The organism is Cellulomonas sp. P2_F12 (genome assembly GCF_056403775.1).
This window is the reverse complement of record NZ_JBFUEV010000001.1, coordinates 1-14,807: the sequence shown is the minus strand read 5'-3', so window position 1 is coordinate 14,807 and position 14,807 is coordinate 1. Positions and strand designations below refer to the sequence as shown.

The following is a 14,807-nucleotide window of genomic DNA, read 5'->3' as shown; positions in this document are numbered from 1 at the left end:
CGAGAGGGTGTGCGCGTGAAGAAGAGGATCGTGGTCGTCGGCGGCGGCTACTCGGGGTTCTACGCGGCGTGGAACCTGGAGAAGAGGCTGCGCCCCGGCGAGGCGCAGATCACAGTGATCGACCCGCGCCCGTACATGACCTACCAGCCGTTCCTGCCCGAGGTGATGGCCGGCTCGATCGAGGCGCGCCACGCCGCCGTCTCGCTGCGCCGGCACCTCAGGCGGACCCGGATCGTCGCCGGCCAGGTCACCAGGGTCGAGCACGCGCGCAGGACGGTCGTGGTGCGCCCCACCGACGGCGACGACCTCGAGCTCGCGTACGACCTCGTCGTCGTGACCGCGGGCGCCGTCACGCGGACGTTCCCCATCCCCGGGGTCGCCGAGCACGCGATCGGCATGAAGCACGTCGAGGAGGCCGTCGCCATCCGCGACACCCTGCTCACGGCCTTCGACCGGGCGTCGACGCTGCCTCCGGGGCCGGAGCGCCGGCGGCTCCTGACGGTGACGTTCGTGGGCGGCGGCTTCTCGGGCGTCGAGGGGTTCGGCGAGCTGCTGTCGCTGGCCACCGGGCTCCTGCGCTCCTACCCGGAGCTGACGCGGGCGGACCTGAGCTTCCACCTGGTCGAGGCGTCGGGCCGGATCCTGCCCGAGGTGACCGACGGTCCGGGACGCTGGGTGGTGCGGCACCTCGAGTCCCGCGGCGCGCACGTGCACCTGAACACCCAGCTGGTCTCCGCGGTGGACGGGCACGTGGTGCTCTCGAACGGCGAGGAGCTCGACTCCGAGCTGATCGTGTGGGCGGCCGGCAACGCCGCCAACCCGGTGGTCGCCCGGCACACCGACCTCCCGGTCGACGAGCGCGGGTACCTCGTGGTCGGGGCCGACCTGCGGGTCGGCCCCCGGGACGCGCCGGTGGCCGACGCCTGGGCCGCGGGCGACGACGCCGCCGTCCCGGACCTCGCCGCACGCGCGCCCGGCCGACGCACCGTGCCGAACGCCCAGCACGCCGTGCGCCAGGGCCGGCACCTGGCCATGAACGTCGCCGCCGTCCTGCGCGGGCAGGAGACCACGGACTACGTGCACGAGAGCCTCGGGGTCGTCGCGACGCTCGGCGTCGGCGCGGGGATCTTCCAGTACCGCGGGATCGTGGTGAGGGGCCTGCCCGCCTGGCTGATGCACCGCGGCTACCACGTGCTGGCCGTGCCCACCTGGGAGCGCAAGGTCCGGGTGCTGGCCGGGTGGCTGGCGATGGGCGTCTTCGGGCGCGACATCGTCTCGCTGGCGAACGTCCAGCACCCGCGCGACGCGTTCGTGCGCGGCGGCGCTCCCGACGGGGCCGCTCCCGACTAGACCGTGACGTCCGGGGCGACGACCTCGTTCACGCCGTGCCGCACCGCGACGTCGTCGGTCCGCGTCGGCGCGGCCCTCGTCGGCTCCGCGGGGAACTGCATGACGAGCAGCGCCCCGCCCTCGGGCGCGACCCCGGCGCGGAGCCGGCCGCCGCGCGCGGCCACCACTCCGCGGACCAGGCCCAGCCCGAGCCCGCTCTGCGAGAGCTCGTCGCGCGGCGTCCGGTCGGAGCCCTCGTTGATCCCCGCCATCTGCTCCAGGCTGAGGCCCGGTCCGGAGTCGCCCACCGCGACCTCGACCCAGTGCGAGCCCCGCAACCCGGCGAGCCGGACCGTGTCGCCGTCGGCGGTGTAGCGCAGGGCGTTCTCGATCAGGGTGTCGAGGCTCGTGCGGATGCGCTCCGCCGAGCCGACCAGCTCGCCCGCGCGCGCGTCGACCACCCAGCGCCGGTCGGCCACCTGAGCCCACCGGCCCGCGGTCTCGCGCAGGAGGGCGTCGATGTCGACGCGGGCGAGGTCGGCACCGCCCTGGAACCGGATGGCGCGCACCAGCCGCTCCGTCGCGCGCGTCAGCCGGTTCAGCTCGTCGTCGATGACGGCCAGGTCGTGCCGCTGCCCCGGATCGACCACGCGCCCGAGCAGCAGCTCGACGTAGCCGCGCGCGATGGTCAACGGGGTCCGCATCTCGTGCGACGTCAGCCGGGTCAACCGCTCCCTGTCGACTGCCATCTCGTGCTCCCGCAGCGCCATCGCCGTGACCGTGCGCAACGCGAGCTGGCGCCGGCGGACGTGCCAGACGCCGAGCACCACGAGCAGCGTCATCAGGGGGATCTCGGTGGCCTCCTGCCACGGGATGTGCCCGTCCACGACCCGCAGCACGAGGATCGAGCCGGTGGCGACCGCGCACAGGACCAGACCGCCGATCGCCCACCGCAGCCGCCAGTTGCCTAGCGCGTAGAGAAGCGCGAACGCGGCCCACGCCAGGTGGTACGGGATGGTCTCGTTCCCCGGCGACGCCCACATCGCCGCGGTGCACAGCGCGGCGGACGCCAACCAGACCAGGTAGAGGTCCCAGCGGGCGCGGTCCTGCACCGGCGGCCCGCCGTCAGTCGCCGTCGAAGCAGTACCCGACACGGCGCACCGTCTCGATCGGGGGGTCCGGCTCGAGCTTCTTGCGCAGCCGGCGGACGCAGACCTCCACGACGTTGCTGCCCGGGTCGAAGTCGAGCCCCCAGACGGCCCGCAGCAGCTCCTCGCGGCGGCAGACCTCGCCGCGACGGCGCATCAGGTGGGCCAGGAGAGCGAACTCCCGCTCGGTCAGGGTCACCTCGCGGTCGGCCAGGTGCACGCGCCGACGGTCGAGGTCGAGCCGGATGCCGCCCGCGGTCAGGTACCGGACCTGCTCAGGGACGGTCGACTTGGTGCCGAGGTGGCGGCGCGTACGCGCGAGCAGCTCGACGAGCGAGAACGGCTTGGCGACGACGTCGACGGCCCCCCTCTCCAGCGCCTGCACCCGTGCCGCGACGTCGGTGACGGCGGAGAGCACGATCACGGGGGTCTCGTCACGGCGCTGCCCGAGCGAGGAGAGCACCGACAGCCCGTTGCCGTGCGGCATCAGCAGGTCGAGCAGGACCAGGTCGATGCCGCCCGACGCCAACCGGTCCAGCGCGGACTGCCCGTCGCTGGCCGTCACCACGCGGTGCCCGGCCGCAGAGAGCGACCTGCCCACGAGCGCGCGGATCCGCTCCTCGTCGTCGACCACCATCACCGTGCTCATCGACCCGCCCCGCAGACATCGACCGCCCGCCGCGGCACTGCGGCGGTTCACCGGCTTCCTGCAACGAGATTCCCTGGAAGCATGCCGCGCCGAACGGGTCGAATGCACGCAAACCGGGCGGACTTCACCCCGACACCTCTGTGACCAGGCACGTCATGACGCGCAGATGACGAAGTGATGACCGCTTCGCCATGTTCCGGCTGTGCGCCCGCTGAGCGGCGGACCTTGGGACCACACAGCGTCCGGGCTCGCCGGGAGGGTGCAGCGCATGCGTGAACAGAGGGCAGTCGCGACGAGGATCCCTGCGTGGCGGAAGGCCGCCTCGGGCGTGGCCGCGCTCGCGCTGTCGGTGGCGATGCTCGTCGCGCTGCCCGGTGTCGCCGCCCACGCGGCACCCAACGACCTGCAGCTGCAGGTGATCAGCGCCCGCACGGAGCCCCGAGCGTTCGGCGGGGCCGGCGTGGTCAAGGGCGCCCCCGTGCCCGACTTCCAGTACCTCGTGAGCGTCGACAACACCGGCACCACCGCGCAGCGCTCCCCCGCGCCGGGCACCGGCTGCGCGGCGACCGACCCGGGGTACCCCGGGAGCTGCGCGTGGCCGTCAATCCAGGAGGTCCCGCACGCCAGCACGATCTACACCCAGGGCAACCAGGACGACGTCACGGGCACCAGCTCGATCACGCTCCCCGACGGCCGGTACCTCGTGTCCGTGCTGGCGGACGGCTACAAGATCGACGGCGTCCACGTGACCATGCCGCTCACCTCCAGCGCCCCGGTCGTGGTGGAGGTGCAGCCGAACCCGCTGCCCGATGCGACCCTGCGCGGCCAGGTGTTCGCGGACGTCGCCCCGACCAACGGGACGCTCGACCCCGGCGACGCGGGCCTGCCCGGCTTCGTCGGGCAGATCACCGACTACCTGGGAGAGGTCAGCACCGACGTCTACGGCAACCCGCTGTGCACCACGTACGTCGGCGAGGACCCGGACACCCACCAGATCCCGCTCGCCGACCTCGACGCCGACATGCTGCCGGTGGTGGACACCGTGGGCGGCCAGTGCGTGAGTGACGCCGACGGGTTGCTGACCATCCCGCACCTCGGCACCAACCGGTACGCCCTGTCGGCCGTCCCGCCGGACGGGCAGTCCTGGATCCAGACCACCACGCTCGAGGGCAACCACGACTGGGACGCCTGGGTGATGGAGGGCATGACGGGGTACGACACCGAGACGGTGCAGGGCGCCGAGCAGGTCCCCCAGCCCCTCTTCGGGTTCGCGCCGCCGACTCACAACGGTCAGCCCCTCTCGCCGTCGGCGACGGGCCACATCGTCGGCAACGTCGTCGGCATCAAGACCTACACGCCCCCCACGGGCGGCGCGTTCGACTTCTGGGGCGGCAACACCGGCACCAAGGTGGACAAGCCGATCGTGCGGCCGTGGCTCTCGCTGGCCGACCTGCAGAACGGTGACCAGGCCGTCTGGGTGGGCCAGGGTGACGCGAACGGGCAGTTCGACATCTCCGGCGTGCCCGACGGCAACTACATGCTGAGCTGGTGGGACGAGCCCCAGGACTACAACCTCAACATGCTGAACGTGACCATCAGCAACGGGCAGACCGAGCAGCTGGGCACCCTTCCCCTCAACGGCTGGTGGACCAGCTACGACGGCTACGTCTTCAACGACACCAACCGCAACGGCGCGAAGGACCCCGGCGAGCCGGGTGTCTCCAACTTCACGCTCACGCTGCGGCGTCAGGAGAACTCGCTGATGGACCGCGGCCAGACGTCGGCGACCACCGACGCGACCGGCCACTACCACTTCGAGGCCGCGTACCCGCTCGGTGAGTGGACGGTCATGGAGGCGTACAGCGACTCCATCTACACGACGGGCGTCACCTACCAGACGGACAACCAACCGACCCCGACCACGGTCAAGGGCGCGGGCGTCGATGTCAGCGTGCTCAACGTCATCGGCCTGAGCGGACGCATGGACTGGGGCGTGCACGCCTACGACCCGACGGGCGCCAACCACACCGACCCGCGCAACGGCGGCATCGTCGGCACCGTCAGCTACGACACCACCCGCAACGAGCTCGACCCGCAGTACGCCGTCTCCGAGGACTGGCAGCCGGGCATCGCGGACGTCCCCGTCGAGCTCTACGCGCCCGTGCCCTGCGGCACGACGAGCGCGCCGTGCGACGCGGACGCGCGGTACGAGCTCGCGGCCGACGGGTCCTACGCCACCGGCGCACTGCTCAACACGTACGTCACCGAGCACTGGAGCCGGCCCACCGGCTGCACGGCCCGCGACGTCGACGGCAACCCCCTGGTCCACGGGGTGGACGAGAACGTGCTGGCACCGAACCAGGAGTCGGACGGCCCGTGCATCTCGAGCTTCATGCAGGAGATCCAGTTCGGGCCGTACGCGACCGACCAGGGCACTCCCGACGCCAACTTCGGTGCGGCCGTCGACGGCAACTACGGCTTCGGCGACGCCTGCGTGGGCGGCACCCTCGACGCCTCCGACCCGGCCGACCCGCAGTGCGTCGGCGGAACGTTCCAGGCGCTCGGCGCGGGCGACTACCTGGTGCGGATCGCCGTGCCCGACGACGCGTCCGGCAACCCGATGTACAAGGTGACCGGCGAAGAGGACATCAACATCGGCAACGGCGACCAGATCGTGCCGCAGGTGCCCCCGCCGGCGTGCGCCGGCGCCCTGCACACGGTCGACCTGGGCGGCGACGGGACGGACGGCTACGGGCCGGTCGTCGGCGACGGCGGCGTGACCAACGACGTCCCGGTCGGCGTGACCGTGCCGGCCTCGACCCCGGTGGACAACGCGACCTTCGTCGACATCGGCGGGTCGCCGTTCGAGGGCACCCCGCGCCCGCGCTGCGACACCAAGCTGGTGCGCGTCAACAACGGCAAGTCGATCGTGCCGATGTTCAATGTGTTCACCGACGTCCCGATCCCCGCCCGGATGCGCGGGCTCGTGGTGGACGACATCAACTTCTCGAACGACAAGCGCTCGACGATGTACGGCGAGAAGGCCGGCGTCCCGTTCGCGCCCGTCGGCATCTACGACTTCAACGACCGGCTCGTCTACACCACCGAGTCCGACTTCAACGGCGTCTACGACGTGCTCATGCCGTCGACCAACCACATCAGCTGCCCGACGCCGTCCGGCGTGTGCGCGAACATGTACCGGTTCGTGGCCAACGACCCGGGCGTGCCCGGCCACCTCAACCCGAACTGGAACCCGCGGTACCGCACGATCGCCACCGAGTTCGAGGCGTTCCCCGGCCTGATCATCCCGACCGACCTCGCGCCGACGCAGGTGGGGCTCACCATCGAGTCCCCGTCGACCGGCCTGCCGCAGGCCGTCGCGTGCACCCTCGACACCGCGACCCCGCAGCTGTTCGCGGTCTCGCGGCCGTACGTGCGCGACACCGGTGCGATCACCCTCACCGGGACCGGGTTCGGCGCCACCCAGGGCAGCGGGAAGGTCACCCTCGACGGCACAGCCCTGCCCGTCAGCAGCTGGGGCGCCCAGCAGATCGCGGTCACCGTCCCCGCCAGCACTCCGCCCGGACCCCACCAGCTGGCCGTCACGGCCGGCAACGGGCAGAGCACCGTGAACGGGCTGACGTTCCACGTGCTGCGCAGCAGCTACGGCGCCTTCCCGGCCGGCAGCGTGCTCGACACGTTCAACCGGAGCACGACGAGCACCACGCAGGCGCTCGGCAGCGCCTGGGGCGGCCCGGGCAGCCAGACGACGAGCCTGTACCGGATCACGCCGACCACGCCCGCGAGCGACGCCAACCAGGCGCAGGTCCGCGGCGTCGGCGCCACCATCTACCGGAGCTCGGGTGCCGCGTTCGGCCAGAACCAGGACGCGCGCCTCACGTTCACCAAGGCCGTCGTAGCCGGCGGCAACCGCCAGGGCGGCGTGCTGCTCAAGGTCGGGACGGGCGGCGGCGGCGCGGTCACCAGCTACATCGGCGTCACCGCCAACGCGACCACCGGCAGCGTCGTCGTCTCGACGGCGGCCTCGGCGGCGCAGGCCGCGAGCCCGGTGGTCCAGGCGACCCTGCCCGGCATCACGTTCGCGGCCGGCGACCAGCTGGGTGCCCGCGCGCTGTCCGACGGCACCGTGAACGTCTACAAGAACGGCACCCTCGTGGGCACCGCCAACGTCACCACCGGGCCCACCCCGTGGCCGACGGCGCTGGTCACCGGCGGCGGTCGCATCGGGGTCCGCTTCACGGCCACCGCGGCGGCCAGCTTCAACGCCCCGAACGACGTCCGCGTCGACAACTTCGCGGGCGGCAACGTGTCCGTCCTGCCCGGCGGGTACCTGCCCAACGTCTACGAGGTCGGGCCTGGCAAGCCGTTCGCCAAGGTGCAGGCGGCGATCGACGCCGGCTACGCGAGCCCCGGAAACGACCTCGTGGTCGTGTACCCGGGTCAGCCGGACCTGGCCAACCCGCGCAACAACCCCCTCGGCGCGTACTACGAGAACCTCATCGTCGCGTCGCCGGTCAAGCTCCAGGGCGTCGGCCCCGGCGGCTTCCAGGGCAGCACCTTCGTCCCGGGCTCGATCATCGACGGCAGCGCCTTCGGCGGCGACAGCGTGCTGGCCACCGACTGGTACACGCGGCTCGGCGCCCTCACCTGGGACGGCAACCAGGCCGTGAACGACGGCGAGACGATCTACGTGCTGGCCTCGCAGAACGCCACGACCGCGGCCGGTGTCGCGCGCCAGTTCACCGCGGGCTTCAAGGCCGCCATCGACGGCTTCGACATCCGCGGCGGCAACCAGCAGGGCTTCCCCGGCAACATCAACGACCTGACCGGCGGACCCACGGGCCTGCCCCCGGGCATCGTCACGCAGGGCGGCGCGATCATGGCCAACGCCTACGCGCGCTACCTGCAGATCACCAACAACGTGGTGCAGAACAACGGCGGCAGCTACGGCACCATCCGCCTCGGCACGCCCGACGTGGCCGCGCCCGACACCAACCAGCACAACGAGGACGCCCGGATCGCCAACAACCGCGTCATCTCGAACGCCGGCACCAACCTGGCGGGCGGCATCGGGATCTTCGCCGGGTCCGACCGCTACGAGGTCACGCGCAACGACATCTGCGGCAACTTCTCGCTCGAGTACGGCGGCGGCCTGAGCGTCTACGGCCTGAGCCCGAACGGGAAGATCCACCAGAACCGCATCTACCTCAACAACTCGAACGACGAGGGCGGCGCGATCATGATCGCCGGCGAGCTGCCGACGACGCCCGGCGCGCTCTCCCCCGGCTCCGGCCCGGTCGACATCTACGCCAACCAGATCCAGGCCAACCTGGCCAACGACGACGGCGGCGGCGTGCGGTTCCTCATGGCCGGGAACTACCCGATGAACGTGTTCGACAACCTGATCGTCAACAACGTGTCCACCCACGAGGGCGGCGGCATCGCCATCGACGACGCCCCGAACGTCCGGGTCTACAACAACACGATCATGAAGAACCTGACGACGGCCACGGCCGTGACGTCCGACGGTCAGCCGATGCCGGCGGGCCTGTCGACGTCCGCCAACAGCGACGAGCTCCAGGTCACCCTGCCCGCCGGCTCGCCGGTGTTCAGCAACCCGCTGCTGTTCAACAACATCTTCTCGGACAACCGGGCGGGCACCCGGGCCGGCACCACGGTCACGGGGATCGGCCTGGTCGGACCCGCCGACACCGACTACTGGGACCTCGGGGTGGCCGACGGCACGGGCCTGCTGGCGCCGACCACCACCCTGCTGCAGCAGAACGCCGGCACGCATCCGTACACGACGAGCCCGACCAACCTGGTCGGCATCGACCCGGGTGTGGTCCAGCCGTACGACGTGTCGGTCGCCTTCGCCACGTGGCGGCAGAACCCCGCGTTCGTCGACGCCACCCTGGTGACCCTCGAGGCGCCGCCGAACCTGCTCGGCAACTACCACCTGAGCGCGTGCCCGGGATCGCCGGCGTGCAACCTCGGGGCTGCCAGCAAGGCGGTGCCGTCGTACCAGCAGCCTGCTGCCACGCTCGGCGCGCCGCTGCTGGACATCGACGGACAGACTCGCCCGGCGCTCGGCGGCTTCGACAGCGGCGCCGACGAGGCCGGCGGCGGACCCGCCCCTGCCCCGATCTCGTTCTCGACGTTCGGCAGCACCAACCCGACCGACCTGGCCGGCACCGCCGACGACGCCGACGTCTACCGCTGGACCGGGACCGAGTTCACGCGCGCGGTCGACGTCTCGGCGATCACCAACCCGCTGCCCGCCGCGGCCAACGTCGACGGCCTCGACCGGATCGACGACACGCACTTCTACCTCTCCTTCAACGGCTCCGTCACCATCCCGGTGCCGGGACCGGACCTGGCCGTCCAGGACGAGGACGTCGTGTACTACGACGCCGGGACGTGGTCGATGTTCTACGACGGGAGCGCCAGCGGGCTGGGCAGCACGGACCTCGACGCGATCAGCGTCGTCGACAACCGGCTGTACTTCTCCACCGACAACACGGTCGTGCCCCCGGGCGCGGGCGGGACCGGCGACGACGCCGACATCTACCGCTGGAACGGCGGCAGCTCCTACACGCGGATGGTCGACGCGTCGGCCGTCGGGTGGTCGCAGGCCAACGTCGACGGGCTCGTCTGGATCGACCCGACGCACGTGTACCTGTCCTACAGCAGCGACACGACCGCGCCCGGCGCCCTCGCGGCCCAGGACGAGGACGTGGTCCGCGACGACGGCGGCGTGTGGTCGACGTACTTCGACGGCACGGTCCTGCGACTGACCGCCGACACCCAGGACCTGGACGCCTTCGATGTCCCCTGACCTGTTCCGCCACCACCCGAGGGGAGAGACCGGGATGAGTGCGAGCGAAGGCTTGAGCCGACGCCAGTTCCTGCAGGTCGCCGGCGGGGTCGCGGCCGTCGCCGGCGGCATCGCGTGGACCGGCAAGGTGCTGCTGCCCGAGGCCGCGGTCGCGGCCGGCGGGGTCGCGGACCTGGCCCTGGGCGGCACGGACGGCTGGATCTACCTGCCGCCCACGCCGGCCATCCCGCCGTTCCACCCCGACGTCTACGCGCCGTCGCCGTTCACCACCTACATCTTCGGGTTCCGCAACGTCACGGGCCTGACGCCCACCCAGAAGGCGAACCAGAAGAACAAGGCGCAGCACTCCGCTCCGCTGTTCTGGGCCAAGCAGTACGACCCGGCGCACCCCGTCGACTTCCTGGTGCAGCTGACCAACCTGGGTCTGGCCCAGCGGCCCGACCTGTTCGACGCGCACACCCTGCACTGGCACGGGTTCCGCAACGTCATCCCGTTCTTCGACGGCGAGCCCACCGGCTCGGTCTCGGTGCCGATGGGGCGCGAGTTCACGTACGCGTACCGGCCGCGCGACCCCGGCACGTACATGTACCACTGCCACGTCGAGGACGTGGAGCACGTGCACATGGGCATGACCGGGCTCGTCTTCGTCCGGCCGCTGCAGGACGGCAACACGTCGTACTACCCGAGCGGCAAGTACCTCTACAACGACGGCGACGGCTCCACGGGGTTCGACCGCGAGTTCGCCATGTTCCTGTCGGAGGTCTGGGCCGAGGCCCACTGGGCCGACGCGCACATCCAGCTCCCCGAGTGGAGCGACTACCGGGCCGACTTCGCGCTGCTCAACGGGCGGGTCTACCCCGACACGATCGCGCCGAACGGGTCGATCGACCCGTTCCACCCCGTGCGGGACGCGAACGGCGACCTCATCGCCCCGGCGGGCTTCCCCCAGCTGCAGTACCAGCCGCACTCGTCGCTGGTGAACTGCAACGCGGGCGAGCGTGTGGCGCTCCGGTTCTCCAACCTGGGGTTCCGGGAGCAGGCGATGACCCTCTCCGGGCTGCGGATGACGGTGGTCGGCCGCGACGCCACGCCGATGCGAGGACGGGACGGCACGAACACCTCCTACGAGACCGACACGCTCAACATCGGCCCCGGCGAGAGCTACGACGTGCTCTTCACCGCCCCTGCGAAGCAGGGGGCCGGGGCCTACGACACGTACATGCTCTACAACCGCGCGTACGCCCGGTCCGACAACCGCGCTCCGGGCGGCTTCGGCGGCCAGGCCACCGAGGTCCGCGTCTATGCGAGCGGCGTCCACCCGCAGGCCTATCCGAACGACTGGGGAGTCTGAGCCCCGTGACCAGCAACCGCGCACTCCTGCAGGGCAGGGCGTCCCGCCGCGCCCTGCGCGGTCCCGCGATCGTCGCCGTGCTGGCGCTGGCGTGGGCGACGGTGGCGGCGCTCGTGGGCGCCTCGCCGGCCACCGCCGACGCACCGCCGAAGATCGGCATCGTGTGCACCACGGGCGCGGGCTCCGTGCCCGGGAGCCCGATCTTCGACCTCACCACGCGGACCGGGTACATCAGCCTCCCGGACGGCAACACCGCGTTCATGTGGGGGTACTCGAGCGGGTTCGACTCGTTCCAGCACCCCGGCCCCGTGCTCTGCGTGCACGAGGGCGACCAGGTGACGGTGATCCTGCACAACACGCTCCCCGAGGCGGCCTCGATCGTCTTCCCGGGCCAGGAGGGCGTGCGGGCCGACGGTGCTCCGTCCGAGCCCGTGACGAGCGGCGGGCGGGTGACCTCCCTGGCTCCGACGGCCGCGGCCGTGGACGGCACGGTGTCCTACACGTTCACCGCATCGAAGCCCGGCACGTACCTCTACGAGTCCGGCACGAACCCCGAGAAGCAGGTGCGGATGGGGCTGTTCGGCGCGCTGATCGTGCGGCCCGCGCTCGGCTCCGGGTTCGCCTACGACCGGGCCGACAGCCAGTTCACGCCGACCGAGGAGTTCATGGTCCTGCTCTCCGAGATCGACCCGTACCAGCACGCCGCGGTCGAGGCCGGGACCACGTTCAACATGAACTCGTACCACCCGCGCTACTGGCTCATCAACGGGCGCGGGTTCCCCGACAGCATCGCCGACAACGGCGCCTCCTGGCTGCCGACGCAGCCGTACGGCTCGCTCGCGTCCGTGAACCCCTACGACGTCTCGACGCACCCGTACCCCGGCCTGGCGCGCTACCTCAACGTCGGCACCGAGGACTTCCCGTTCCACCCGCACGGCAACAACGGCCTGGTCATCGGCCGCGACGGCCGCCCGCTCGAGGGGCCCGCCGGGCAGGACCTGTCGTTCGAGAAGTTCGCGATCAACGTGGGACCCGGGCAGACCTGGGACGTGCTGTTCAAGTGGTACGACGCCGAGGGCTACGACCCGGTGAGCAACCCGGTGCCGGTCACCGTGCCGAGCCTGGCCAACGAGGTCATCGGGGTGTTCTACAGCGGCAGCCCGTACCTGGGCAGCACGCAGACGTTGCCGCCGGGCACGCCGACCCTGAACCAGTGCGGCGAGTACTACATCATCAGCCACAACCACGCCCTGTTCCAGATCACCTCGTGGGGCGCCACCATGACCGGCCCCATCACCTACATGCGGATCAACCCGCCGCCGCCCAACAGCTGCGGATGAGCGAAGGGGTGGGGAGAACGATGATGCGCGCAACGAGCCTGCGGAGGGTCACCTCCGCCGTGGCAGCCGGCGGTGCGCTGGCGCTCGTGCTGGCCCTGGTGTCGGTGGCCGGTCCCGCCGCGGCGGCGGCCGTCCCGATCGACCTGTACGCGGTCGCCGGGAGCACGACCCTGCCCGCGGGCGGCCAGGCCGTCACGGTGTGGGGCTACAACACGACCGGCGCGGCCGCGACGGCGCCCGGCGGACCCACGCTCGTGGTGAACGTGGGCGACACGGTGCAGATCACGCTGCACAACCAGCTCACGGAGGCCACCGCCCTCCTGGTCCAGGGGCAGGCGATGGTCCCCGACCGCGTCGGCGCGGCGCCTGCGGGCACCTCCGTCTACTCCTTCACCGCGAGCCGGCCCGGCACCTACCTCTACGAGGCGGGTCTCCTGGCCAACGCTCAGCACCAGGTCGCCATGGGCCTCTACGGCGCCCTCGTCGTGCGCCCCCCGACCGCGGGCCGGGCCTACGACTCCGCGTCGACCGCGTTCGACGACGAGGCCGTGCTGGTGCTCAGCGAGATCGACCCCGCGCTGAACAACGCCCCCAGCCCCGCGGGCTTCGACATGCGCAAGTACAACCCCCGCTACTTCCTGGTCAACGGCAAGGCGTACCCGGACACCGCCCCGATCACGACGGCGGTCGGCCGGACCACCCTGCTGCGCTACGTCAACGCCGGGAGCCAGTACCACTCGATGTCCGTGCTCGGCGCCCACCAGAGCGTGGTCGCGCTCGACGGCAGCCCGCTGAACCTGGCGCGGCAGTACGTCGCGGAGACCTTCGGTCCCGGGCAGACCGCCGACGCGCTGGTGACGCCCAGCGCGTCGACCACCGACCGCATGCTCGTCGTGCACGACGGCAGCCTGCTGCTGCACAACAGCAACACGGCCGGCATCGGCGGCATGCTCACCCTCCTCGACGTCACCGGCACCGGTGGCGGCGACGACGCAGGTCCCGCGACCAGTGCCGTCCAGAGCGCCGCCGACGTCACCGCGACGATCAGCGACGCCGGCACGGGAGGAGCCGCCATCCAGGCGGCCGAGTACTACGTCGACACCGTGGCGAGCGGCACGGGCACCGCGATGAGCCCCGTCGACGGCACGTTCGACTCCGCGACCGAGGACGTCGTCAGCGCCGGGGCACCCGCCCTCGTCGGCCAGCACGTCCTGTACGCGCGCGGCCAGGACGCCCTGGGGAACTGGGGTCCGTTCAGCTCCGTGCTGATCAGCGCCGGCGACTCCGCCGGACCCACCACGAGCGCCCAGACCCTGACCCCTGACGCGACCAACGGCACCGCGGCCGTCATCGTCAGCGCGACGGCCGACGACACCGCGAGCGGCGGGGGCGACATCGCGGCTGCCGAGCTCTTCGTCGACGCCGTCGGCGCCAACGGCACGGGCGCACCCCTGACCGTCGGCACCGCGTCGTCCGTGTCCAGCATCGACGGCACGATCGCCGCGGCGACCGTCAACGCCCTCACCGAGGGCAGCCACGTGGTGTCGATCCACGCGCGCGACGCCGCCGGCAACTGGGGCGACCTCGCCACCGCGAACCTCACGGTGGACAAGACCGGACCCACCACCACGTCGCCCGTGACCGTCGCCGTGACGCCGAACAACGGCACCCTGCCGTTCAACTCGGGCATCGCCGCGGTCCGCGTGACCACCACGGTGACCGACCCGGCCTCGGGCGGGGTCAACACGCCCGTCGCCCGCGCGGAAGGCTTCATCGACGCGGTCGGCGCCACCGGCACGGGCTTCGTCGTGAACGCCGCCGACGGCGGGTACTCCAGCGCGAGCGAGGGCGTCTACGCGGACATCCCGCTGGCGACGGTGGCGGCGTTGGCGAACGGGTCGCACACGATCTCGGTGCACGGCCGGGACGCGGCCGGGAACTGGGGACCGTTCGCCACCGGGACCCTGGTCGTGGACAAGGTCCGCCCCGTGATCTCCGCCCTGACCGCCACCCCGAACCCCACCCTCGGCGCCACCACCATCACCCTGACCGGCACCGCCACCGACACCTCCACCCTGACCCGCGCCGAATGGTTCCGCGGCACCGACCCCGGCCTCGGCCAGGCCACCCC

7 protein-coding genes are annotated in these 14,807 nt (G+C 71.8%); 5 read left to right on the top strand and 2 right to left on the bottom strand.

Annotation, left to right across the window (positions count from 1 at the left end):
• Window positions 1-15 precede the first annotated feature (15 nt).
• Window positions 16-1,350: an NAD(P)/FAD-dependent oxidoreductase gene (locus AC1DWH_RS00035; protein WP_477091933.1), complete on the top strand. Its 1,335-nt coding sequence runs from the start codon at window positions 16-18 to the stop codon at window positions 1,348-1,350.
• Here AC1DWH_RS00035 and AC1DWH_RS00030 read toward each other — a convergent pair.
• Both AC1DWH_RS00030 and AC1DWH_RS00025 read right to left on the bottom strand, forming a co-directional pair.
• Window positions 1,347-2,441 carry a sensor histidine kinase gene (locus AC1DWH_RS00030; RefSeq protein WP_477091932.1) on the bottom strand — a complete coding sequence of 365 codons (1,095 nt, stop codon included), beginning with the start codon at window positions 2,439-2,441 and terminating at the stop codon, window positions 1,347-1,349. The two genes, AC1DWH_RS00035 and AC1DWH_RS00030, sit on opposite strands and share 4 nt — an antisense overlap.
• A gap of 13 nt (window positions 2,442-2,454) precedes the next feature.
• On the bottom strand, window positions 2,455-3,126 hold the full coding sequence (locus tag AC1DWH_RS00025; protein WP_477091931.1) for a response regulator transcription factor: 672 nt from the start codon (window positions 3,124-3,126) through the stop codon (window positions 2,455-2,457).
• Window positions 3,127-3,394: 268 nt separating this feature from the next.
• Between AC1DWH_RS00025 and AC1DWH_RS00020 the strand changes: the two genes are divergently transcribed.
• From AC1DWH_RS00020 to AC1DWH_RS00005, 4 genes are all read left to right on the top strand, one after another.
• Window positions 3,395-9,985, top strand: coding sequence for an SdrD B-like domain-containing protein (locus tag AC1DWH_RS00020; RefSeq protein WP_477091930.1), 6,591 nt, complete (start codon window positions 3,395-3,397; stop codon window positions 9,983-9,985).
• Between the two features lie 34 nt (window positions 9,986-10,019).
• On the top strand, window positions 10,020-11,336 hold the full coding sequence (locus AC1DWH_RS00015) for a multicopper oxidase domain-containing protein (RefSeq protein ID WP_477091929.1): 1,317 nt from the start codon (window positions 10,020-10,022) through the stop codon (window positions 11,334-11,336).
• A 5-nt stretch (window positions 11,337-11,341) separates the two neighbouring features.
• Window positions 11,342-12,676 (top strand): multicopper oxidase domain-containing protein, encoded by a 1,335-nt coding sequence (locus AC1DWH_RS00010; protein WP_477091928.1) that lies wholly within the window; start codon window positions 11,342-11,344, stop codon window positions 12,674-12,676.
• 59 nt (window positions 12,677-12,735) lie between these two features.
• Window positions 12,736-14,807 (top strand): multicopper oxidase domain-containing protein (locus tag AC1DWH_RS00005; RefSeq protein WP_477091927.1); only part of this gene is annotated, 2,072 nt, incomplete at its 3' end.